At 55.9% G+C, this 22795-nt stretch carries 18 protein-coding genes and 1 pseudogene; 9 read left to right on the top strand and 10 right to left on the bottom strand.

Translation table 11 applies throughout. The annotated features are described in order from the left end of the window. Nucleotides 1–8: 8 nt before the first annotated feature. The 4 genes and pseudogenes from ACZRKZ_RS25210 to ACZRKZ_RS25195 all read right to left on the bottom strand — a co-directional run bounded on the left by ACZRKZ_RS25210 (nucleotide 9) and on the right by ACZRKZ_RS25195 (nucleotide 3912). Nucleotides 9–2174, bottom strand: coding sequence for a site-specific integrase (locus ACZRKZ_RS25210; RefSeq protein WP_011914409.1), 2166 nt, complete (start codon nucleotides 2172–2174; stop codon nucleotides 9–11). Further along, the gene (locus ACZRKZ_RS25205; protein ID WP_011914410.1) at nucleotides 2171–3190 is read right to left on the bottom strand and encodes a tyrosine-type recombinase/integrase; all 1020 of its coding nucleotides are present in this window, start codon (nucleotides 3188–3190) and stop codon (nucleotides 2171–2173) included. The genes ACZRKZ_RS25210 and ACZRKZ_RS25205 overlap by 4 nt, the downstream gene beginning before the upstream one ends. 58 nt (nucleotides 3191–3248) lie before the next feature. Further along, nucleotides 3249–3494 (bottom strand): annotated as a pseudogene (locus ACZRKZ_RS25200) (Y-family DNA polymerase); the annotation flags it as partial. Then, nucleotides 3487–3912 carry a LexA family protein gene (locus ACZRKZ_RS25195; RefSeq protein WP_153433506.1) on the bottom strand — a complete coding sequence of 142 codons (426 nt, stop codon included), beginning with the start codon at nucleotides 3910–3912 and terminating at the stop codon, nucleotides 3487–3489. The gene ACZRKZ_RS25195 and the pseudogene ACZRKZ_RS25200, both read right to left, overlap by 8 nt. Before the next feature lie 141 nt (nucleotides 3913–4053). Between ACZRKZ_RS25195 and ACZRKZ_RS25190 the strand changes: the two genes are divergently transcribed. Next, the gene (locus ACZRKZ_RS25190; protein ID WP_463983063.1) at nucleotides 4054–4689 is read left to right on the top strand and encodes an SOS response-associated peptidase; all 636 of its coding nucleotides are present in this window, start codon (nucleotides 4054–4056) and stop codon (nucleotides 4687–4689) included. 124 nt (nucleotides 4690–4813) lie between these two features. Here the strand turns inward: ACZRKZ_RS25190 and ACZRKZ_RS25185 are convergent, their stop codons facing one another. Together ACZRKZ_RS25185 and ACZRKZ_RS25180 are read right to left on the bottom strand one after the other, a co-directional pair. Beyond that, on the bottom strand, nucleotides 4814–5179 hold the full coding sequence (locus ACZRKZ_RS25185) for a site-specific integrase (RefSeq protein WP_463983062.1): 366 nt from the start codon (nucleotides 5177–5179) through the stop codon (nucleotides 4814–4816). A gap of 37 nt (nucleotides 5180–5216) precedes the next feature. Beyond that, nucleotides 5217–5606 (bottom strand): hypothetical protein, encoded by a 390-nt coding sequence (locus ACZRKZ_RS25180; protein WP_463983061.1) that lies wholly within the window; start codon nucleotides 5604–5606, stop codon nucleotides 5217–5219. Nucleotides 5607–5809: 203 nt separating this feature from the next. Between ACZRKZ_RS25180 and ACZRKZ_RS25175 the strand changes: the two genes are divergently transcribed. The 4 genes from ACZRKZ_RS25175 to ACZRKZ_RS25160 are packed head-to-tail and all read left to right on the top strand — an operon-like array spanning nucleotide 5810 to nucleotide 13032. Next, nucleotides 5810–7540 carry a class I SAM-dependent DNA methyltransferase gene (locus tag ACZRKZ_RS25175; RefSeq protein WP_463983060.1) on the top strand — a complete coding sequence of 577 codons (1731 nt, stop codon included), beginning with the start codon at nucleotides 5810–5812 and terminating at the stop codon, nucleotides 7538–7540. Further along, nucleotides 7530–8864, top strand: coding sequence for a restriction endonuclease subunit S (locus ACZRKZ_RS25170; RefSeq protein ID WP_463983059.1), 1335 nt, complete (start codon nucleotides 7530–7532; stop codon nucleotides 8862–8864). Before ACZRKZ_RS25175 ends, ACZRKZ_RS25170 begins: the two co-directional genes overlap by 11 nt. Then, nucleotides 8861–9913: a PDDEXK nuclease domain-containing protein gene (locus ACZRKZ_RS25165; RefSeq protein WP_463983058.1), complete on the top strand. Its 1053-nt coding sequence runs from the start codon at nucleotides 8861–8863 to the stop codon at nucleotides 9911–9913. The genes ACZRKZ_RS25170 and ACZRKZ_RS25165 overlap by 4 nt, the downstream gene beginning before the upstream one ends. Continuing rightward, nucleotides 9910–13032 (top strand): type I restriction endonuclease subunit R, encoded by a 3123-nt coding sequence (locus ACZRKZ_RS25160; protein WP_463983057.1) that lies wholly within the window; start codon nucleotides 9910–9912, stop codon nucleotides 13030–13032. Before ACZRKZ_RS25165 ends, ACZRKZ_RS25160 begins: the two co-directional genes overlap by 4 nt. Nucleotides 13033–13694: 662 nt before the next feature. On the opposite strand, the gene ACZRKZ_RS25155 is transcribed toward ACZRKZ_RS25160, so the two are convergent. The 4 genes from ACZRKZ_RS25155 to ACZRKZ_RS25140 form a co-directional block, all read right to left on the bottom strand. Next, a complete protein-coding gene (locus ACZRKZ_RS25155; protein ID WP_256669011.1) occupies nucleotides 13695–14372 on the bottom strand; it encodes a hypothetical protein in 678 nt (225 codons plus the stop codon). Between the two features lie 147 nt (nucleotides 14373–14519). After that, complete coding sequence (mobF, locus tag ACZRKZ_RS25150) at nucleotides 14520–17465, bottom strand: MobF family relaxase (RefSeq protein ID WP_169882230.1); 2946 nt, start codon at nucleotides 17463–17465, stop codon at nucleotides 14520–14522. Between the two features lie 10 nt (nucleotides 17466–17475). Beyond that, on the bottom strand, nucleotides 17476–19032 hold the full coding sequence (locus ACZRKZ_RS25145; protein WP_169882229.1) for a type IV secretion system DNA-binding domain-containing protein: 1557 nt from the start codon (nucleotides 19030–19032) through the stop codon (nucleotides 17476–17478). Next, nucleotides 19025–19417 (bottom strand): hypothetical protein, encoded by a 393-nt coding sequence (locus ACZRKZ_RS25140; protein ID WP_256905043.1) that lies wholly within the window; start codon nucleotides 19415–19417, stop codon nucleotides 19025–19027. The genes ACZRKZ_RS25145 and ACZRKZ_RS25140 overlap by 8 nt, the downstream gene beginning before the upstream one ends. A 417-nt stretch (nucleotides 19418–19834) precedes the next feature. Between ACZRKZ_RS25140 and ACZRKZ_RS25135 the strand changes: the two genes are divergently transcribed. The 4 genes from ACZRKZ_RS25135 (at nucleotide 19835) to ACZRKZ_RS25120 (ending at nucleotide 22321) form a co-directional block, all read left to right on the top strand. Then, a complete protein-coding gene (locus ACZRKZ_RS25135) occupies nucleotides 19835–20290 on the top strand; it encodes a conjugal transfer protein TraD (protein WP_169882228.1) in 456 nt (151 codons plus the stop codon). Next, on the top strand, nucleotides 20287–21006 hold the full coding sequence (gene stbB / locus ACZRKZ_RS25130) for a StbB family protein (protein WP_169882227.1): 720 nt from the start codon (nucleotides 20287–20289) through the stop codon (nucleotides 21004–21006). The genes ACZRKZ_RS25135 and stbB overlap by 4 nt, the downstream gene beginning before the upstream one ends. A 3-nt stretch (nucleotides 21007–21009) precedes the next feature. Continuing rightward, nucleotides 21010–21399: a hypothetical protein gene (locus ACZRKZ_RS25125; protein ID WP_169882226.1), complete on the top strand. Its 390-nt coding sequence runs from the start codon at nucleotides 21010–21012 to the stop codon at nucleotides 21397–21399. A gap of 133 nt (nucleotides 21400–21532) precedes the next feature. Next, a complete protein-coding gene (locus ACZRKZ_RS25120; protein ID WP_169882225.1) occupies nucleotides 21533–22321 on the top strand; it encodes a SprT-like domain-containing protein in 789 nt (262 codons plus the stop codon). The last annotated feature ends 474 nt before the right edge of the window (nucleotides 22322–22795 follow it).

Raw genomic sequence — 22795 nt, 5'->3', positions numbered from 1 at the left:
GAACTTTTCTACTTATAGCCTCCTCTTTCTCTCATCGATCTCCTCGGCATCCTGCCGTCTAGAGCCGGCACATTGTCCAGCTTTCGAATGAGGCTCTCCAGCTTTTCCAAGTCGCCCTCGGCAATGGCTCGCTCGTCGGGAGTTAAAGGCACGGCCTCCAAGTACCGTCCGATAGACGATTTGCTTTCCAATGCTTGGGCCCTTGCGCTGGCTTTCGGCAAGTTGAAGTCACACCCCGCACAGGCCATGCGATGTGGGCAGCTGCTCCAGAAGGGATTTGAACAATACGAGTCGCCCAAGTCATAGAAGGTGTAGGGGGCATCTGAATGGCGAACAATTACGTCATGATCGATCAAAACGGAGACCATATGGGCCATTTGATCGGCTTTAACGAAGGATGCTGCCAGCTTGGTAGGCCGAATTCGAATGTAATGCAAAGTCGAATTCGGCGAGCTATGTCCCGACCACTGCATTAGCTCGATCAGCGACATGCCCTGAGGGACGCTGGCGAGCGCCGTCACTGCGGAGGCACGTCCCCGGTGGCTGGTGATTCGCCCGCGACTGTCCTCCAGTGGCACACCCGCCTTGGCGCATAGCATTGGAATGATGGTGCCATTAATGACACTGGAGCCTATGCGCTTGCCTCGAAACTGAAATAGGTAGCTAACTTTTTCCCCGGTTCGCTCATCCAGCAAAGCGGCCTGGTTAGCAGGCCTGTCCTCCAGCCAGGCGTCAATGCGCTCCTTCACGACCACCGCTACAGGTTTGACGAAAGCTTTGAACGTCTTGCTGGCAGGAATATCGAGATAGCATAAAGTTTTTGCTGGAACGATGGTCCCATCCTCGTGTACCACATCATTGGTCTGAGGATGCGCGCATCTTTTATCCAAGCGCATGATTTCATTGCTGCGCAAACCAGCGTGCGTCCACACTACAGCAATGGCTTGAACCATCGACAGCGGATAGTGAATCTCCGAAAGCAGATCACTACGCTCAAGATTTAGACTCGCCCAAATCAGCTTGAGCCAGGTCGAGTCATCAATTACCCGCGGGTTGATACCCGAGTTGAATGTCACGGATCGCGGGGTGGCGAGGTGATGCCGGGGGCTGAACTTCAAACGACCCCATCCCCAGAGTTCAAAGTCTGTAAAAAATCGTCGCAAGGCATGTAGAAAGCCGCGCTTCGAGTTGGCAGCGATAGGCTGACCAAGCCCCTTTAGCTGTGTTCCCTTCGCTGACTCCAAAGCCCACTCACCGACCGTCATCCGGTCGACGGCAGCAATAAATGCAGCGCAAGTGGACATGCTCCAATCGGTAGGCGCCGCCATTCCTGATTGCTCGCGCGCTAGCCAGACACCGGTCCTCAAGATAAAACTGTAATTGCTTTCACGTGTGCGTGGACGCAAGGTGGAAGTGTCTCGCCATCGACGGCACCACATTGCCCAAGTCGGATCGATGCCTTCGATGCTTTTCGCCCGCCAACAGGTATAGCCTCGCATGCGTAAAGGTTTCGCCAAAATCCCCATGGCAGCGAGGCCGTGAGATACCTTTCCGACCGATCTCGCGACACCTTCGCTTCGATGCTGTTGGCCCTTCAGTAGCAGTTCCTCGGTGAATGTCTCCAACCGCGGATCGCCGTTTTCCAGCATCAAGGCACCCAGCACGTTGGAAAGGAACTGCTCAAGATGGCGAGCAGCGTAGCCCAGCGATCTCAACGCTTGGCTCAAGCGAACGTGCTCATGTCTGAACACGGCATGGCCGAAGATAAAAGAAGCATATATCGCCGGCTGCCGGAATTTGGCGATACGCTGCGGGGTTCGAAAATCGCCGAGATGGTAAGCAACGGAAGCGAGATATGGTCGTGATCCTGCTCGATTACTGAGCAAGGTCAACCACTGCGACTCAGACCAACACCAGTAGGGTTTACCGGTTTTGCTGACATTCCAGAGAATGACTGCCACTGATGAAATGGCTAATCGCTGAGAAACGCCGCTGTGCGCCGCTATATCAGCTAGCGGCCTCATGAGCTCAGGTATCTCTGATTGGAGGTAGCCCCAGTCTGAACGGTGAGAGCGATTCGAAAGTATGCTCAGCTCGATTTTCGATAGATCGCTCTGACGTACGTACTTGCTCGCGTCGAACGGAACATAAGGGGTGACTGAGGGGGTGCTCATAGCAATGCCTCAGACCCAAAGAGTTCACAGAACATCCGAGCATCGAGACTGCCGACGGAGTGCGCCATCTTTGCGGTTAAATCCGCGCCAGATAGGTGCAGGTAAATCAAAGTGGTTTTGGGGTCTCGATGTCCAGCATACGTGGTCAGTTCATGGAGCTTCCAGCCCGCACGGGCCAGATGGGTAAGCCGAAGGTGGCGAAAGGTATGAGTGCTCAGGTGCGATAGTTTCGCTTCCTTGGCCCACCCTTCAACCGTTTTACTCCACGCCCAACGGGACAGTGGCGAGCCTCGATTACGATCTGATGCTGATCGAAACAACGAACCTCGCATCCAGCCAGCGCCGCGAAGAGCATGTAGATGCTCTATCAAGACAGGTGCAATGTCTGGGCTGTAGCACACGACGCGGCTGCGTTTGCCTTTGGTCGTTTCCGCTCGCACCGAGATCAGTCGGTGTGCAACGTCTAAATCCTCAATACGCAAGGCCACCAACTCGGCACGGCGAAGAGCCCCGAAATACGCCAACGACAGCATTAGTCGATCACGGATAGACGACCTGGCCGCAATACTGAGAAAGTGTCGCCACTGCTCATCGGTGGGAATGTCTGGCAACTTAATCAGCCGTGGGAGCAAGCCCCTGACAAACCCTCCATGTCCAGGCACTTGGGCCAGCCGACCATGCTGTCCGCGGGGCACGGGGTTGTGCTCGCAAAGACCCTGAAAAACGAGGTGGTCGTACCACAACCGGATAGCAGTAAGCCGCTGGTGCAAGGTTGAATTCGCCACCGCGCTCTTTGCGCCAGGTAGCAGCTCACGGATGTAGAGCGTGACTTGTTCGAATGTCGCGGATTCGGGTTTCAGCCCACTCCCTTCGCAATGCAATAAGTAATGCGCAAGGGCACGGCCATAGGCGTCAAGGGTGGCCGGCGCACGCCCCAGATTACCCAAGAGCTCCAGCCAAGCTTGTACACTGGAATAACGACTTAACACTTGCTTGTGCAATGGGGTGGTGGTCATGGGCGCCCCCTGAGCGTCAACGGATTCAGCCTAGCTCAAAAGCATTCCACCTAACTTAATAAAGCGCGTAGTTGGAAGAAAAGGCCACGATGCCGTGGCGGCGCAGTTTGTCTTTGATTTGGAAATACGGCTCGCCCATCTTCACGAACGGCTTCGCATCGTAGCTACGGGCGATGACGCAACCATCGTTGTTACTGAGAACGACGACCGGAACCTTGGCCAGATCCGGGCGAAACACACGCTCGCAGCTGGCATAAAAGCTGTTGCAGTCAATCAAGCCGAATACAGGCGGCAATTCAGACATGACTACGCACACTGCTGGTTATCACCCCCCAAATGGCCAATTCGTCCCCATCCATGACGTAGCGCGGCGGGTACTTGGGGTTTTCAGACAATAGGATTACGTCCTTGCCGCGCAGGCAGAGCCGTTTACACAGCGGCTCGTTGTTCAACAGCGCGATAACAATGTGACCGTGCACGGCTTCTATGGATCGATCTACCACAGCCAGGTCACCGTCAAAAATTCCAGCACCCTGCATGCTATCCCCGCTTATCGACGCGAGATAAACGTGCGGCGCTCGGATGTTCAATACTTCATCGAGCGAGATTTGCTGCTCAATATGATCCGCTGCCGGCGACGGGAACCCAGCGGGTACGCGAAACGAACATAGAGGCAGGGGAACACCGCCTGCCGCGAGTGGACCCAGGATGGAATAGCTCATGACGCACGCTTCCGAATGCTGTACAAATATACAGTTAACTTTGTTAGCGCGATCCGGTCAATTTTTATCTAGCGGATGCAGATAGACGGGTCGCTCTGGAGCGCGACGGCGGGGCAATCAGACCAATGACGGAGATGAGTAATGTGCAGCCATTATGAGGCCCCAAGCCCTGGGCAACTTGCCTTGGCGTTCGGCGTAGAGCCTGTTGAGCAAGCCAAATTGGACCTTTGGCCTGGTTACTTCGGCCCCTTTGTCCGGGGGATGGCCGGCCCGGACGATCCGGAGGACTCCTATTCTATGCGGGAGGTGCTATCGGGCTCGTTTGGCCTGATACCTGGTTGGAGCAAAGATACGAAAATTGCACGGCGCTGCTACAACGCCCGGTCAGAAACAGCGGCTGTTAAACCGTCCTTTCGCAATGCTTGGAAGCACGGTCAACATTGCATCATCCCAGCCGCCGCCATCTATGAGCCCGACTGGCGTAGCGGTAAAGCCATCGCAACCCGGATCACTCGCAGCGACGGCGAGCCTATGGGCATCGCGGGCTTGTGGGAGCGATGGAAGAGTCCATTGGGTGAAGATGTTTTTAGTTACTCTATGCTGACAATCAATGCCGATCAGCACTCTTTCATGCGTAATTACCATCGGGCGGGTGACGAGAAACGTATGGTTGTGATTTTGCCCAAGGGGCTCTATCACGATTGGTTGAATGCTTCCGCAAGCGAGAGCATGGAGTTCATGCAGGAGTATCCGGCAGATCGTATGACCGCTGCGTAACGACGCGGTGACTTCAAACAAAGGCCCCCGCCGTTGGTTAACACTAATCGGGGGCGATAGAGAAAACGGAAAAAATCGTACGCTAACGAATCTAAATTTCGATCGGTGAGTCCGTTTTAAACCGTTACAACCTAATTTTTTCCACCTCATCCTGGCTGATGTCATCCCGGCACCGGTCGTACAGCTGGGTCGTGCGGGTCGACGCATGGTTGGCCATGGCTGCCGCGTTTTCCAAGGTGCCGCCATTCTTCAGGTAGGCCGTGATTCCCGTGGCGCGGAAGGTGTGATTGCCAATCAACGTCTTTAGGCCGGCGGCTAAGGCGCGCCGACGTACCATGGCATGCGCATTGGCCTGAGGCAGGACGGTAGGGCTCAACTGCCCGGTACCGCGCCCAATCGTGCGAAACAATGGGCCTTTTAGATCGCCCTCGATCCCGGTCTGTACCAGGTAGGTATGCAGGTACTCCTCCAACAGATGGTGGCAGGGCATCGCATGTGGGGCACCGAGGACGTCCGCACCAGCGGATTCATCGCCCAGCGTCCTGCTCAGCCAGCTGAGCTTTGAGCGCGATGGTTTTCGCCACCAGGTGATCGATCTCGGCGGGGCTGTTGGCCTCCAACTCGATATCGCCCACCTTTATTCGAAGCTTCCGGCCTGAACGAGCAGTTATCCATGCACCGACAGCGACTCCGATGACGGGGCCAGCAACTTGCGCGAGTGAGATAACGTACTGCCCCACCGAATAGCCTGCTGCCCCATCAGCATCGAACGTCATTCTCCGTTGAGAATATAAAATGCCTGCATCGCGCAGCGCCCCGCTGACTGCCCTCAGACCCCGTTGATATTCTGGATCGGCGACGGCCGGGTCGTCTGGTGCAGCGGCAAGGATGAGCGTTACTCGTTCTTGATCGGACATCGCCTCTACCTTTTTACATATGTGATAAAGGACATTATCACCTGTAGAAACCAGATATGGCCAACGGCTACCCCGTCACCGAGGAAGTCAGACGAAAACCCATCGAGCCGTTATCATGCAGCCCATCTTCGCTCGGCCCTTCGGTGGCCGGATGTTCATTTTTTTACCGCGCAATTTATCTGCGTGGGATGTAGGAGCAGTGCATGACGGATCAAAAAGGTGCCGAACAGGTGGCCAGCAGCCTTGCGACTCAGGCCCTGAACGAGGCTCGCGCCCGGTATGCCTCGGTAGAGGCAACACCCGCCGAAGCACCTGAACCGCCGAAAAAGAGGGGACGCAAAGCCGTCGCCAGTCAGACCAGCAGCACCCTGCAGGATCTGGAAAAAACCCTGTGGGCCACCGCTGACAAGCTGCGCGCCAACATGGACGCCGCCGAATACAAGCACCTTGTGCTCGGCCTGATCTTCCTCAAGTACATCTCCGACAGCTTCGCCGGCCGCCGCGCCGAACTGGAGCGTCGTTTTGCCGATGCCAGCGATGACTACTACCTGGGCGGTGACGACCCGACGTATTTGGCCGCAGAACTCGAAGAGCGCGACTACTACAAAGAAGTGAATGTGTTCTGGGTACCGGAAGTGGCCCGCTGGGAAGCGTTGCGCGCCGCCGCCAAACAGGTCGATATTGGCAAGCGCATCGATGAAGCCTTGGCGGTGATCGAGGCGGAAAACCCGCAGCTAAAAAACATCCTCGACAAACGCTACGCCCGTGCCCAACTGCCGGATGGCAAGCTCGGCGAGCTGGTGGATATGATATCCATCATCGGCTTTAGCAGCGATGCCAACCAGGCACGCGACCTGCTTGGCCAGGTCTACGAATACTTTCTTGGCCAGTTTGCCAGCGCCGAAGGTAAGCGCGGCGGACAGTTCTACACCCCAGCCAGCATCGTCAAAACCCTAGTGGCCGTACTTAACCCGCACCATGGCAAGGTTTACGATCCCTGCTGCGGCTCCGGGGGCATGTTCGTGCAGTCGGAGAAATTCATCGAGGCCCACGGCGGCAAGCTCGGCGACGTGTCGATCTACGGTCAGGAATCCAACCCGACCACCTGGCGCCTGGCGGCAATGAACCTGGCCATCCGTGGTATCGACTTCAACCTCGGCCGTGAGCCGGCCGACACCTTTATCCGTAACCAACATTCAGACCTGCGCGCCGACTTCGTGCTGGCCAATCCGCCGTTCAACGTCAGTGACTGGTGGCACGGTAGCCTCGAAGGCGACCCGCGCTGGGTCTATGGCAGCCCACCATCCGGCAATGCCAATTACGCCTGGCTGCAGCATATGCTGTTTCACCTCAAGTCCAGCGGCCGGGCCGGCATCGTGTTGGCCAACGGTTCGATGAGCTCCAGCCAGAACACTGAAGGCGATATTCGCCGCGCCATGGTTGAAGCCGATGTGGTGGAGGTGATGGTCGCGTTGCCCGGCCAACTGTTCTTCAACACCCAGATCCCGGCCTGCCTGTGGTTCCTCAGCAAACAGAAAGTCGCCCGTCCCGGTGAAGTGCTGTTTATCGATGCACGTAAGCTCGGTACCAACGTCAGTCGGGTACAGATCGAACTGCTCGACAGCGACATAGAACGCATCGCGCAGACCGTGGCTGACTGGCGCGGAGAGCCGCTGGACGTCGGCGGTGAGATCGCGGAATACGCCGACATCCCAGGCTTCTGCCGCAGCGTGACCCTGGCAGAAATTGCCGAGCATGGCCATGTACTGACGCCGGGGCGCTATGTCGGTGCGAAGGCCGTCGAGGACGACGACGACGCCTTTACCGACAAGATGCAGAATCTCACGGCTTTGCTAGGGGAGCAGATGGCCAAGGGCGCTGAGCTCGACCAGTTGATCCGGCAGAAGCTGGGAGGGCTGGGCTATGACTTTTGATCTACAATCACTGGCCGATATTGCTGTAATTCAAGGTGGATATGCTTTCAAAAGTTCGGACTTTGGTGACGAAGGCATAGCGATTGTAAAAATCGCAAATATAAAGCCACCATTTGTTTCGCTTTTGGGCGCTGATCGAGTAAAGCCTTCCTGTGTTATAGGACTTGAAAGGTTTGAGCTTGCCGATGGCGATATTCTCATGGCGATGACAGGAGCAACTGTTGGTAAGGTCGGACGTTTTGTCCAAAAGGAACGTGCATTTCTTAATCAGCGGGTGGCAAGAATAACATCAAAATATAATAAAAAAATTGATGACTACATATACGCTGTTCTTTCGATTTCCGGTTTCGATAAGATAATAGAGAATGCATCGGCAGGTAGCGCGCAAGCAAATATAAGTGCGACGGGTATTGGCTCCATAAAGATCGCTAAAATAAATCAAGAATCTCAATTGGCCATTGGGGCTATTGCGAGAGCCTTTGACGACCGCATTGCCCTGCTACGCGAAACCAATGCTACCTTGGAAGCCATTGCCCAAGCGCTGTTCAAATCTTGGTTTGTCGATTTTGACCCGGTGCGGGCCAAGGCGGAAGGGCTTGACCCAGAGGGTATGGACGCCGCCACCGCCGCTCTGTTCCCCGACAGCTTTGAAGAGTCCGAGCTGGGGCTGGTGCCGAGTGGATGGAAGGCTTCCCGTATTGCTGATGTTGCGGAAATAGTCAAAGGCAAGTCGTACTCAAGCAAAGACCTTGCTGATCTGCACCACACGGCATTGGTCACGCTTAAGTCCTTCGAGCGCGGTGGTGGTTTCCGACTTGACGGTTTTAAGCCATACACCGGGAACTACAAGCCCAGCCAAATTGTTTCATCAGGAGATCTTATCGTTGCTTACACTGATGTGACACAGGCTGCGGAATTGATTGGTAAGCCCGCAATTGTTGTCAGAGTGGAAGAATATCAGACACTCGTCGCTTCGCTTGATGTGGGTATTATTCGGCCAGATATCACAAAAGTAAGTCGGCAATATTTATATGGATTGTTCCGGACGGAGTCGTTTCAGAGCCATACATTTGCCCATACGTCAGGTACGACTGTCTTACACTTGGCAAAGGATGGAGTGGGGACCTATCAATTTGTGTGCCCACCAAGTGAGGTGATGGAATCGTTCTCATCTATAGCAGAGATTCTTAGTGAGCGCCGTCAGAACAACATCGACCAAATGCGAACCCTCACCCAACTCCGCGACACCCTGCTGCCACGCCTGATCTCCGGCCAGCTGCGTTTGCCGGAAGCCGAGGTGATGATCGAGGAAGTTTGCGCATGAGCAAGGGAACGATTCCCGCACTGCCTGAGGGCTACGCCGACTGGCTGACTCAGCTTAAAGGCGACATCACTCAGGCCCGGCAGCGGGCGGCGCTGGCAGTCAATGCCGAGTTGGTTCAGCTGTACCACCGGATCGGTATCGAAATTCAGCAACGACAGGAAACCAAAGGTTGGGGCGCGAAAGTCATCGAACGCCTGGCTTTGGACCTGAAAGACGCCTTCCCCGAGATACGCGGCTTCTCCAGCCGCAACCTCAAGTATATGGCCTTCTTCGCCCAGCATTGCCCGGACGGCCAATTTGGGCAGCAGCCTGCTGCCCAATTGCCCTGGTTCCATGTGGTGACCCTGCTGACCAAGCTGGACAGTCCTGCCGAGCGCGAGTGGTATGCGCAACAAACCGTCCTGCATGGCTGGTCACGTAGCACCTTGGAGCTGAACATCAAGAGCCGCCTGCAGCAACGCCAAGGCTCAGCAGTCACCAACTTTGTCACCCGCCTGCCCGCCGCTGATTCGGCCTTGGCCCAGGAAACCCTAAAAGACCCCTACCTGTTCGATTTTCTTGGCCTGGGCCACGACGCCCAGGAACGCGAAATCGAAGAAGGGCTGATCCGTCATATCACCCGTTTCTTGCTGGAGTTAGGGGCCGGTTTTGCCTTCGTCGGCCGACAGTTTCGCCTTGAAGTCGGTGGTGATGAATTCTTCATCGACCTGCTGTTTTATCACACCCGACTCAAGTGCTATGTGGTCGTGGAGCTCAAGGCGACAGCCTTCAAACCCGAACACGCCGGCCAGTTGAATTTCTACCTGGCTGCGGTAGATGCACAGATCAAGGCCGAGGACGACAAACCCACCATCGGTCTGCTGCTGTGCAAACAGCAAAACCGCCTGGTGGCCGAGTACGCGTTGTCGGGTATCGACAAACCCATCGGCGTCGCCGAATACCAATTACTGCGCGACTTGCCCGACACCTTGGGCCGAAATCTGCCGAGCATTGCCGAGATCGAGGCGGAGCTGGCCGGTGAGCTGAACACAGGAAGTGAAGTGGAATGACCGAAGACCAATTGGAACAGGAAACCCTCGGCTGGCTGGCAGAGGTGGGCTACACCCATGTGTACGGCCCGACTATCGCCTATGACGGCGAGAGCCCTGAGCGTGACAACTACCGTCAGGTGGTCTTGGTCGAGCGGCTGCGCAGCGCCATGGCCAAGCTCAATCCCAAGGTGCCACTGGCCGCGCGCGAAGATGCGCTCAAGCAGGTGCTCGAGCTGGGCCTGCCGGTACAACTGTCAGCCAACCGCCTGTTCCATCGCCTGTTGGTCAGCGGCGTACCGGTGCAGTACCAAAAAGACGGCGAAACTCGCGGCGACTTCGTGCGCCTGATCGACTGGGTTGAGGTGAAAGCCAACGACTGGCTGGCCATCAATCAGTTCAGCATCCAGGGGCCGAAACATACCCGGCGTCCGGACATCATTCTGTTCGTCAACGGCCTGCCGTTGGTGTTGCTGGAGCTGAAAAACCCGGCCGATGTGAAGGCCGACCTGACCAAAGCCTTCGACCAGATCCAGACCTACAAGGAGCAGATCCCGGACCTATTCCAGTACAACGAAATTCTGGTGATTTCCGATGGCAGCGACGCCCAAATGGGCTCGTTATCGGCCGATGCCGAACGTTTCATGAACTGGCGCACCATCGACGGCCAGGATCTCGACCCGCTGGGTCAATTTCACGAACTAGAGACCCTGGTACGTGGTGCCCTGGCACCGAAGATGTTACTCGATTACCTGCGCTACTTCGTGTTGTTCGAGGATGACGGCCGACTGGTAAAGAAAATTGCCGGCTATCACCAATTCCACGCCGTGCGCGCCGCCATTCAGCAGGTGGTCACCGCCTCGCGTCCCGGCGGCACCCATAAGGGCGGAGTGGTCTGGCACACCCAAGGCTCGGGCAAGAGCATCACCATGACCTGTTTCGCCGCCCGGGTGATGCAGGAAGCGGCGATGGAGAACCCAACCATCGTGGTGATCACCGATCGCAACGACCTGGATGGCCAGTTGTTCGGAGTGTTCTCGTTGTCCCAGGATCTGCTGCGCGAACAGCCCGTCCAAGTGGAGTCACGCGGTGACTTGCGCACCAAGCTGGCCAACCGGCCCAGTGGCGGCATTGTCTTCGCCACCATCCAAAAATTCATGCCTGGGGTGGATGAAGACACCTTTCCGGTGCTGTCCGACCGCTCGAATATCGTGGTCATCGCCGACGAAGCGCACCGCACCCAGTATGGCTTTGGCGCCGAGCTGAAAACGTCGGAGGGGCTGCAGACCGCCGAGAGCCAGACCCGTTACCAAGTGGGCTATGCCCAGCACCTGCGCGATGCGCTGCCAAACGCCACTTTCGTGGCCTTTACCGGCACCCCGGTGTCCAGCGAAGACCGCGACACCCGTTCGGTCTTCGGTGAATACATTCACGTCTACGACATGCAGCAAGCCACCGAAGACGGTGCAACCGTCGCCATCTACTACGAATCGCGTCTGGCCAAGTTGTCCTTGAAAGACAGCGAGCTACCCGCGATCGACGATCAGGTCGATGAGCTGGCCGAAGATGAAGAGGACGACCAGCAGTCGCGCCTGAAAAGCCGTTGGGCCGCACTGGAAAAGGTGGTCGGGGCTGAGCCGCGGATCCACAGCGTGGCGGCTGATCTGGTCACGCACTTCGAGGAGCGTAATCAGGGGCTTGTCAGCATGGGGCAGATGCCCGGCAAGGCCATGGTGGTGGCCATGAGCCGCGAGATCTGTGTGCACCTGTACAACGAGATCGTCGCCCTGCGTCCGGAGTGGCACGACGAAGATCCGGAGAAAGGTGCGATCAAGATCATCATGACCGGCAGTGCCTCAGACAAGGCCTTGCTGCGGCCGCACATCTATTCTGGACAACTCAAAAAACGCCTGGAAAAGCGCTTCAAGGACCCATTCGATCCGCTCAAGCTGGTGATCGTCCGTGACATGTGGCTGACCGGCTTCGATGCGCCCTGCGTCCACACCCTGTACGTGGACAAGCCCATGAAGGGCCATAACCTGATGCAGGCCATTGCCCGGGTCAACCGTGTGTTCAAGGACAAGCAAGGCGGCCTGGTGGTGGATTACATCGGTATCGCCAATGAGCTAAAAGCGGCGCTCAAGGAGTACACCGGCAGCAAGGGCAAAGGGCGGCCGACCGTGGATGCCCATGAAGCCTATTCAGTGCTGGAGGAGAAACTCGACGTCCTGCGCAGCCTACTGCATGGCTTCGATTACAGCGATTTCCTCACCGGTGGACACAAGCTGCTCGCCGGGGCAGCCAACCATGTGCTGGGCTTGGAAGACGGCAAGAAGCGCTTTGCTGACGCCGCGCTGGCCATGAGCAAGGCCTTCACCCTGTGCTGCACCTTGGATGAAGCCAAGGCCGTACGCGAGGAAGTGGCATTCTTCCAGGCGATCAAGGTGATCTTGATCAAGCGTGAAGTGAGTCAGCAGAAAAAGACCGACGAAGAGCGCGAGTTGGCCATTCGCCAGATCATCGGCAATGCCGTGGTCTCTGGCGACGTGGTGGACATCTTCGAGGCGGTGGGCCTGGACAAGCCCAATATCGGCCTGCTCGACGACGCGTTTCTCGCCGAGGTACGCAATCTTCCAGAGAAGAACCTGGCGGTCGAGCTGTTGGAGCGTTTGCTCGAAGGCGAAATCAAGAGCCGTTACAGCACCAACCTGGCCCAGGAGAAGAAGTTCTCTGAGCTACTGGCCAATGTGATCAAACGCTACCAAAACCGCTCGATCGAGACCGCTCAGGTCATCGAAGAGCTGATCGAAATGGCCAAGAAGTTCGCCGCCGCGAGCCAGCGTGGCGATGCGCTGGGGCTCAACGATGACGAGCTGGCGTTTTACGATGCCTTGGCCAACAACGAGGCCTCGGTGCGCGAACTGGGCGACGAGATCCTGGCCAAAATTGCCCACGAACTGACCGCCAGCTTGCGGGCCAACGTCAGTGTCGATTGGAGCAGCCGTGAAAGCGTGAGGGCCAAACTGCGCATCCTGGTGCGACGGATTCTGCGCAAGTACAAGTACCCACCGGATCAAGCTGAGGAAGCGGCGCAGTTAGTGCTTAACCAGGCGGAAACGCTCTGTGAGGCGTGGCTATAGGCGTGAGCTAAGCGAGCCTGTCCGTGGGGACAGCGAGACAGAAGCATGCGACACCTTTTCTCTGGCAATGAATCTGCCTTAAAGGTGTCGCCTGACTTAGACTTCTGTGGCCTCGGAATGTCTCGACCGAATGGAGAATGGCTGTACGCTATATTTTTGGCTGCGACGGCGATGAGGTCGCGCCTGAGATCGTCAAACCAACCGCTCTCCCGAACGCATAGCCTAACGGTGTAATGACGACGCTCGACAAATCTCCCGGAAAACTTATCTCATCCTGAGTTGGACCATATTCGCCATAACGGTCGTCGTGTCCGCCAGGCTCGAACGTCTTGAACTTGATGTAAGCGGGTTCGATAAGACCTAGCCGATTCAACGTTATCACTGACACAGGGTCGTGGGCGTTCGTACCATCGACGCCGGGACCGTAGGCAAGTGGAATGGCGGGGGCCCCGCCGAAGGTGGGTTCCGCGTCCGCAGGACCGCCGCAGGCGTATTCTGCTTGACGGTGCGCAGTGACCCCCAGTCTGCGCCGGGGTGTGTGGGGTAGCTTCACCACCCCGCGCACCCGAGGCCTGGGCGACCCCAGCGCGTTGACAAGGGCCGCGCCCTTGGTGTTGCTTTGTTCTGCCGTCCAGGGGGCCCCCTGGCTGCCAGGGGCTATCCTAGCTCTGCTTGACGACCACCGTGTTGCAAAATTCGCTAGCGCGAGTGATGGAAACACCGGCAAGTTTAGCCAACAGACCAATAGGAATGAGCCCGACCAAATGTTGGTACCGGGCCAATTTTGAAACCCGCTGATATGGGGTCGCCCCTAGAAACTTCTGCCGCTGTTCTACAACGGCGAAGGGCACGCCCACGGCGCGGCTTATCTTCGCGGCTGACATTGATCCGAACAGTGATTCGTAACCCAGCCACGGACCGACATAGTTTTTTAGCGGGGCCGCTGCTCGTGGCTTCGGTAATGGTTTAGCAGGGGTATGGCCTAACGTTTCACGCCAGTTTCGAACCGTTGATCTTGATACTCCTGCCAGATCTGCCACGTCCTGGTCATGCACAAGGCCTAAGAGCGGCTTGTAGGGACGCAACGGGTGGTTGATGGGGAAACGCTTTGGTTTAGGGAGTGAGGCCGGTCCCGGCTTGGCCTTGACCCCTAAAGACTTCCGGTATTGATCGACGCTGTAGGCTGAAACCCCGCAAAGACGCGCTACAGTGCGAGTTGATTCTATGCCCAGCAAATGCCGGTAGGGCTCGATGGCCATTCTTACATTCCAAGCTTCGATACCGAATAGCTGACGCCGGTAACGAATTACATTCTTTTTCGTACCGACAAGCTGAGCCAAGTCCTCGTCTCTCATGGTTCCCAGTTTGCAGTCATACCACCTGGCTTGGCCTATATTCTTCCAATCAGCCATATAATCCTGTCATCTAAATGCGAAAGGTTCCGGCAATACCGGAACCCATATTCTCATCACAATTCAAAAAATCATCTACACGCCTGATTTACCTGCGCTCGCTCCGTCCAGGGCGGAACGCTGTTTGCGTTCCAGCGCCTTACCGTCCAACACCGTGCGCGGCTTGATGGACTCGTTACGCTGACGCTCTCGCGCTTGCTGCAATGAAAGGGCGGTGGTTTTGTCGTAACGGTTTGCGATGGCGGCAGGCAATCCGGCTATTGAGTCCGTATAGATGCGCGCTTCGTGTCTTGCCCGACTGATGGCCACGTACCAAAGGTTTTGTGAGGTCGTCCGGCTTTTCGTGTTGATGGATATCATCACTCGATCATTTGTAAGACCTTGAGCGCTGTGGACGGTAGCGGAATAGGCGTGTTCTAGATGCAAAGGCCGGTTAGTTGGGAGGGCCACTACACGTTCTGGCGTGCCGTCTTTCTCTTTGAGGGATGCCAGCTCGATGACGCCATTGGCGTTCCCAACCACCCGCATTCGGTCGCCGTTGGTGAGATCCAGTTTCTGGTCATTGCGGGTAATCCGCACCAGATCGCCAACGGAAAACTCTGGCTTCTCAAGGTTGTACACGCTGAGTTTTGTCAGCTTCCGAGGATTGAACTCGACGCGATTCCCATTCTTGTCCTTTACCACCAGCACGTTTCCGGGCAAGGCCTGGTCAACGGTATACAGCTCCCCTCGGGACAGACCAGCCCTTATGTAGTCCTTCTCGGGCTGTACGATCATTCCCTTTTTGTAGCTTGGAGCGTACCGGCGTTCGGCCTGTGTGGTGTCGACGCGGTTGAGCGTTGGCAGCTCTTTTCCGTTGCCCACGAGCCCAAGCGACTCCCTTGTCATTGCGTTGATCTGTTTGCGGTCCTTGTTCGTACCGGCGACGATCAATACCTCTTTACGTTCTTGCGGCGTCAACGACATGTAGTCACGAACGATGGCTTGGTGCCGTTGGCTGGGCTCCCTGAATTCTTCAACATGATTAACATGCTCAAGTGATTTTCCCGGATTGCCATCAGCCGCATGCTGAACAGCAATTTTTAGTTCCTGGTTCTTCTGTCGCTGAATTTCCTTGATCCGCGCAGTTTGCATACCGTGTTGCTGTAACTGGGCGAATGGTTTGCCAGCCTCGATAGCTTCAGTTTGTTTGGTGTCGCCCAGCATCACCAGTCGTGCGCCTGATTGCTCGATGGTTCGCAATAACTGTTCCATCTGGCGGGCACCGACCACACCAGCCTCATCGAGTACGACGATTGTCCGCTCGTCCAGCTTCTTGTCTTTGGTGTGGAAAAAACTAGCGAGTGTGTGAGCGTCCAGCCCCTCGTTTTTCAGTGCGGTTACTTGGTTGCCGTAGGGTGCCAAAGCAACGACACGAAAACCTGCATCGGTCGTTGTGGAACGCTCGGTCATGGCATTGTTGACTGACTCGATCAACTTCACAGCGCGATCAACTGAGTAAGTTTTGCCGGTGCCTGCGTCGCCCTGGATGCCAACGAATCGGTTGCTCGTACTGACGATCACTTCCACGGCCTGGTACTGGCCTGCAGAAAGTGTTGAGCCTTCTAGCGCTTTCGCTACCTGTTCTTTGCTCAACAGCGGTGCGACTTGGCCACGTCCGGTGCGCTCGATGGCCAGAATCGCCTTTTCCCGCTTTAGTGCCCGTTGAGTGGTGTACCGTTTTTCAGCTTCCACCAAAGAGCCACGATTGATAGCCATCTTGACGTACTGCTGGGCTTCCTTGTCGGTCCAGCCCTTTTGTTCTTTCAGTAATGCGCGCCACCCTGCAGGTGACAGCGCTGCCCCCTCGGTTCCGGTGGCCATCCTGTAGGTTGGTGGCGATTCGATCAACGTTCCCTGTTTCACCAGACGTTTGATTTCATCGTCGACTTCGGATGGCGAAGCCAAGCCCACAGCGCGCCGTAGTGCAGCTGTGCGCAGATCTGACTCGCCGACAACCTGCTCACGTTCGGTCAGATGGTTTATGGCGTATTGCACCACTGCTTGGCCTGCGGTGATGCCTTCCGGCAGATTGTGTTCTGCATGGATGCTCTCTGAGCGCCTGCCGTACTCGCGGTTATCAAGCTGACTGCGGCCACCGAACTCGATGCCTAGATCTCTCGCCTTGGTGACCCAGTATTCCTTGACCAGATGACGGTCGCGCTCGTCTTTGCGTGGCCTGGTGGCCATCGCAATGATCTGCTTTTCCAGCGCTGTGGCGTTGCTGCGTGTTTTGCCGTCCTTGGCCAACGCTTCCTCGATCACCTTGGACCGACTCGAAAACGCCTCGATCTGGTCCCTCGAAATATGGGCCAGCTCGAAATTCCCGTCTTTGTCCAACACCCGAATTTCATAGCCCAGCTCGCGCAGCTCCTTGGCCAGCTCGCCCTTGTACATGGCGTCGATCTGCGGTTGGATCTTGAAAATATCGTCGTTGTGTATTGCTCGCCATTTACCGTCTGCACGCCGTGTCGCGTTCATGACTACTGCGTGGGTGTGCAGCTGAGGATCTTTGGCGCGGCTGAGTTCATGGCGAAACTTACCAATGATCAGGTTGCCAGTTCGTTCGAGCATGGACTTGCCATGTTCCTTTCGGCGGGTCTGCGCCAGTTTCTCGACATGCTCCATCGCTTTAGTCACTGCGCGGTCGTGCGCCGCTACCACGTCCTTGTCACCGGCGATCAGTGCCTGCATAGACACAGATTTTGGAGCTGAGAAGGTCAGGTCCAAACCCATCCGGCGATTAACTATTTCACCTGTTTCTTTGTTGACGGTCTTGGGCATCACCTCGCCGTTCGGGAGCTTGCCGTCAAAAAGCTTGGCCAGCTCCTTCTGGTCGATTGGCCCATCCAGTCCTAGAAGCTCGGCGCCGATCCCCTGCCACTCACCGGGGGACTCTTTTGCGTAGTAGTCGTCTGCAGCTGTGTAGTAGCCAGCTGCAGCGTACTGGTTGCTCCCCTTGATAGAGGTAACATTGAACATGGCTACCTCGTTACGCGGCTTGACCGGTGATCATGATTGCCTGGGCGCGCTCTTTGTAATCGATGTATGGCGTCTTCACCTTGGTGATCGGGAAGTCTTCACCGAATTTCACGTAGGCGACCAGATCTGGAAGGTTGGAGATTTCAGACGCCTGAACCACCGGCTCATCCCGTGTGACTTCCTCGGTCCTGGTCAACTTGCCCGCGGTGTAGGATTTCCGCCAGCGCTTCACATCGTGAGAGCCGAGGATTTCGCTGGCCATGCCTGCGTTCTTGGCGTTCGCTGCAGCAAGAATGACGTAGTTTCGGAAGCACGAAAGCAGCGTTTCCGCATCGTCACGGCCATAACTGGCATTGAGTTGGGACCAATCCTGCAGACTGCCGACCATACGCAGACCATGTTTCCGCCCTTTGGTCGCCGCTGGAACAAAGCTTTCCAGCTTGCCGAGGGACTGCAGCTCGTCGAGGAACAGCCATAGCCGTTTGCCTGTCATTGGCTCAGAGCTGAGGATCGTTGCGCAGATGGTGTCAATCCACGTGGCCACCAGTGGTTTCATGGTGTCCCGCATGTCCTCCCGCCAAGTGATGAACAGATTGCCGGCATTCGGATCGTTCACCCACTGATAGATGGAAAAATCGCCCTTGCTCATGTAGCGCAGGGGACGAATGTATTTGTTCATCATGAACTGGATGCTGGCGATTGCCTTCTCTGCGTTGTCGCGGAAGTAGCCCTCGGAGTCCGTGTTGGCCAGGAAAGCGCGGATGGTGTCGCCATCCTCCCGCACCAGCAAATTTACCAGCGTGTCTTGGTTTGGGTTGTTGGTTTCTTTCAGCTTGCGCATGGTGTCGGACAATACGTCGCGTGCGTAAGCGCACCATTGCTCGTCACTCGGATCGACCTGGGGCGGAATTATCGACTTGGCCATCCGGTTGAAGTCATGGATGCCACGGATCTCGTTGAAGATCGTCCAGCCAGCGGACCGAGCGTCGAATGGGTTGAGAATGTAATCGCCTTTGAAACTGAATTTCGAATAGAACGTGCCGTTTGGGTCGACAACGGCCATGCGATCACCACGCTTCAATGCCGAGGCGATCATGCCTTCCATAGTTACCGACTTACCGGCACCGATAGACGCGCAGATCATCGTGTTTCGATCTTCAAGGTGCAGAGGCATAGGCAGCTTGCCAATCATGATCGGCTCAGACTTGGCCAACCCCCGTTTTTTTCGCTCACGATTGGTCTTCTCGTTGCGGCGGCGCACCTTTGCCTTGACGGTATGCCAGTTTTTTATCTCCGAACCCCGTAGAAATTCCTGGTACTGCTCGCCACGGAACCCATCGTCACAATATTCGTACAGGTAATAAACCAGTGAAGCGGCGACCGCTGACGTGGCAATTGTGGCCCCCAATACAATCGGGTTGTGCCAGCCGTTGTGAAGCGTTTCCTTGAACGCTGCAGGGAATGGCGTCAAAGGCATCTGCGCCAAATACACGCCCGCTGCCCATCCAGCGATCGGCAAACCGAAACCCGCTGTCATCACCGCAGAATCGACTTCTCTTTTATGCATTGTCCTCTCCTGATAGACGCTCGATGTCGCTTGCCAACTCTGGCAACAGCGTTCTGATGAGCTGATCGGTGTCGGCCAGATGGCTAAGTTCGGCACGCAATTCGTTGACCTTTCCTTGCTGCAAACCTTGGCGCAGCAGGTGAACGGCAATGGTCAACAGGGTTCGGTTTTGCGCCTGAGCCTGACTGACGTTTTCGAGCAAACCAAGCACGCGTTGCTGATCTGCCCAGCTGTCCAAATCGGTCTGTCGGCCACCTGATTTCTCGCTGGCCAGAGCCCTGTCACGCACATAGGTGGACAGGTGTTTGTAGCCTGCTAACGCCGCCGCTTGCTCTAGGCGAGCCTCTTGGTCGTCGTTTAAACGTATGGGTAGTGTCTTCGCCACGGTGGTCCTCTCAGAGCCAAAAATGGGACATATTCAGGCTAACGATAACTGCCAAAAGAACGTATAGCAAATGTAATACATAAAAAGCTTGATTTTACTGGTCTAGATGGTACTTTTGTAATACATATGTATAGCACATAAAAAACAGGATTTTGCTCTGTAGGCCGCGCACAGCGCGGCTTTCACCTCCCGCTAGGGGGGTGCGTGTTGTGTATTGAGACTTTGACCCTGTTAAGGGGAAAAGTTGAAGCTCTTGTTAAGGGCGTATCCACTAGTTAGGCCGAAGGCCGTAGGGGGGTAGCAAAGACAGGATGCAACTAGGATGCAACTAGGATGCAGAAAGAATGCAACTTGACGGCAGATAGGTGGCGAGTAAGATGCATGTAGGTTGCACATAGGATGCAAAAAGGATGCAAAATGACCAACAAAGATCTAACGAATGCACTGATGGCGGTAGGGCCTGAATCAAAGGCAGCGAAAATACGCCAGGTGATGCCATTGATTGAGCAGCAAATCAGTGCAGGTGTACGTCTCCAAGTGATCCTGGATGTGTTGATACAGCAGGGTGTCGAGCTGAGCATGCCAACGCTGAAAAGCTACCTGCAGCGGTATCGAAAAGCGCAACGACAAAACCCTGCGAAACAGACAAAAACGACAAGCCCAGTGCCAAGCATGCAACCTGTGATTGAGCGAGAGGCACCGGAGATAGAGGGAGGTGTATCGTACTATACAGATGCAGATTCAAAGGAGAGTCAAACGGCCCCGTTGGGGCCGAGTGAGCTGAGCAAGATTATGAATCCTGGGGACGATCAGAACGCCTCAGATCTGGCCATGTACGAAAGTGCTGGCCGTAGCAGAAGGAAGCGCACATGAAACTCGCAGTAGTCAATTTCAGTGGCAATACCGGTAAAACAACCGTATCCGATCAATTGGTTTGGCCGCGCTTAGGAGGTTTGCGTTTTGCCATTGAAACGATCAACGCCGGTGCTTCAGACGACGCGGCTGAGATAGAACGTATGAAGGGTCGCCAGTTTGGCGAGCTTTCCGAAATTTTGATGACCGAGGACAATGCAGTTATCGACGTTGGAGCATCCAACGTCGAAGATTTTTTCAAGTACATGGGCCAGTTCGCAGGCTCGCACGAAGAATTCGATTACTTCCTGGTGCCCACGGTATCAGAGAAGAAGCAACAGGCCGATACGATCAACACGATCAAGACCTTGGCAGCGTTGGGTGTTCCCCGTAGCCGGATCTTGGTGGTGTTCAACAAGGTCGAGATCGATGACGCGGACGACTTGCCGCACACCTTTGCTGCATTGATCGGTTTCCATGAGCTGGAAAAGAAGTTCACGCTCAAGCGTGATGCCGTTATCTATTCGAACGAAGTTTTCGAGCGGTTGCGGGCTCTGAAAACGAATATTGCCGCAGTAGTGCAAGACACCACGGATTACCGTGAACAATTGCGTACAGCAAAAGACGACGCGACCAAGGAACACGCTAAGCGGATGATTTCGGTGCAGCGGTTGGCCAAGTCTGCCTGGCAGAACCTCGATCAGGTTTACGCCACGCTCTTTGGCAAGGTGAAGTAAGCGATGGCCAAGGAGCCTACGACAGCGCGAGAAGCGATGGTCGGGCAGATGATGGAAGATTTCGACGCCATCGTCCGTCGCCTGGAACAGGTCGACGGCGAGTTGGCGGGGAAGATCTCCGAGGCCGTGCGCGATGGCTCAGGCAAAGCTCTGCTCCAGTCGCAGATGAACTTCGAATCCATGATGGAAAAGGAGCGCAATGCGCTGATCCTTGCCGGGCGCGAAGCGGTCGCAAGGATCGGTAACGAGATAAACCGAAGTTCGGCTAATCTGGTCACGGCGCAAGCGCAGCGCCGCGCCGTGGGTTTCTGCGCTTTACTCATCGGCTCCGGGATGGTCATCGGCGCGCTACTCATGATCGTCGGCCACCTGCTCGGGCTGTTCGGTAAATAGGGGGGGCACTCCCCCTTTTTTTCAGATTTATTCTGTATAGTACGATACAGATTATACTTTTCCACGAAGTCCCCCCCCCCGGCGCTGGTGATCAGGCTTCAGGGGGGTTCTCGCATGCGAGAAAGGAGTCCATATGTCCGCTACGCCAAGTCAGCAGCTTTACGAAGAAATTGAGGGGGCTTACGACTGGTTCAACGAGAAATTATTCGACGGCCAGTTGCCTGGTTGTATTTTCACTTTGCAAAGAAAGGCGAACACATTCGGGTACTTCTCTCCTTCGCGGTTCCTGCGCCGGAACGGCGCGGGGAAAAGCGATGAGATTGCACTCAACTGTGCGTACTTCGCGCATCGTCGTATCGATCAGACCCTTTCGACACTTGCTCATGAACAGGTACATCAGTGGCAGGTTCACTTAGGCACTCCTTCAAGGAGTGGCTACCACAATCGCGAGTGGGCCAACAAAATGAAAGCCATCGGACTGATGCCGTCAGATACGGGTGAACCTGGTGGCAAACAATGCGGCCAGCAGATGACGCACTACATCATTGATGGGGGGCCATTCGCTGTTGCGTGTCAGGAGTTGATCGATCAGGGGGGCATGCTTTCCTGGATTGACGTGGTTACCCATCGGGTAGCCATGTCAGCTACCCAGCTTTATGGTCCGGACGGTAAACCCGTTGAGCAGCCCTTGGCTGACCCGACGATAGACATTCTCGCTCTAACCTCGGCGGGTCTATTGACACCGGCGCCGAACCCGGAAGATGCAAAGAACAAACGCAAATACACATGCCCGAGCTGCCATTTGAATTTGTGGGGTAAGCCTGGTTTGAGCGGTCGCGTGCAATGCGTCGACTGCAAGGTGCTGTTCGTCGACTCGAAAGAACTGGTGGAAGTCCCAGTTGAGCCGGTCGCAAATTTCTGACGAATCAGGATGATCGTCAGTTTTTGCGCCTGGCTGCTGCCGATCAGGCGACTTATGAGCTGCGGATCCAAGGGCGCAGCTCTTGGTCGCCGAAGGCAGCTTCGGCGACGGTGGGCTCACGCATGAAAAATCGCCCAGCGAGCGAGGCCCAACAAAGGCCAGAGCGAGCGGTGCAGTTATCCACGGGCCAGGCGTGTTGTTTGCCTGGACGGTGGGTAACTGCAGGGTGATTTCCTGAGTCGTCCGCAAATCTTGAACGTGAGCCCACCGGCGACCGGCCATCTGGCCGGTTTTTTTCGTCCTTCCATCTGCGGATCCAAGGGCGTAGCTCTTGGTCGCCGAAGGCAGCTTTTGCGCTGCAGGAGCTCACGCACGAAAAATCGTCCAGCGAGCGAGGCCCAACAAAGGCCAGAGCGAGCGGTGCAGTTGTCCACGGGCCGGGCGTGTTGTTTGCCCGGGCGGTGGGCAACTGCA

This window comes from Pseudomonas sp. c313 (assembly GCF_055407145.1).
Note: the sequence above shows the minus strand (reverse complement) of the source record. Positions and strands in the feature narration are given on the sequence as shown.